The sequence below is a fragment of the Vibrio sp. 10N.222.55.C6 genome (genome assembly GCF_041473395.1).
Taxonomy (GTDB): domain Bacteria; phylum Pseudomonadota; class Gammaproteobacteria; order Enterobacterales; family Vibrionaceae; genus Vibrio; species Vibrio crassostreae_C.
Genome location: NZ_JBFRSD010000434.1, coordinates 1 through 941, shown reverse-complemented (window position 1 = coordinate 941; position 941 = coordinate 1). Strand labels below are relative to the sequence as shown.

General features: G+C 38.3%; 1 pseudogene. It reads right to left on the bottom strand.

Annotation, left to right across the window (positions count from 1 at the left end):
• Positions 1–941 (bottom strand): annotated as a pseudogene (locus AB4486_RS24470) (hypothetical protein); the annotation flags it as partial.

Here is a 941-nt window from a genome sequence, read left to right as displayed (position 1 = left end):
TTTATAAACATTCCTCAAAGAAATAATCATTTCTTCATTATTTTTTGTAAATTGAGAAATTTTGTATCGATCTGCTAAACTTTTAGGAATATATGCAACTTCGACATTATCACCCATTTTGTGGAACAAAACATGCTTGCCGAAAGTACGCTCCATATTACGTTTTATTTCCACATTATCCTCGAATATGACGGATAGCATAATATATTCACCCTTACCCAATACAAATTCGGATAGTGGCTCAACTTCAGGAAAGCACGAGCTACTTGCAACGGCAGAAGACAGGTCTGTTTCTACTGAACAAAGCACATGGTTATTGCTTAACAGTGTATGCTTGCCTGCGTACTTGACGTTATAGATTCCGGGTGCTATTTCGTTTGCGTCATAGCATGAATCAGTCAAGCATTGGGCAGACTCCACTACCTCATTTCCTTCTATAGACAACCTAACCATATTGCTTGAAACGCTCACTAAATGCGGCTGCACGTGAACGACTGATCCTGGTAATGAAAAATGGTCGGTCATAAGCAATGATTCCTCTGCAAGTATATAACTAGTATTGTTTGGCATAAATTGATGTGAATAACCCTTGTAGGATTCAAGCCCAACTAAAAAATCATTTTGACCGATTCGGATATAGTTATTACTTCGATCTTCTGTACTTACCCTAGCCGTTCCAAGAACATCATTGGATAGCATGGCCTCACTACTGACCACTTTAGGCGTCTCAATAAGGTAACTTTTATTGCTATCCGCCGTAAAAAAGATACCTTCTGTAGATATTACTTGCGTATTGTTAATGAACGTACTTGCATTAAGTCTCTCAGAATCAAGTTCACCTCGATAATCTATATCGAAGACATCATTCTTATATGAGTCTACGACAAAAAGCTCACTCTCTGTTTTAGCGTCTTTTTCTATTGTAGTGCGAACCCCTGCAC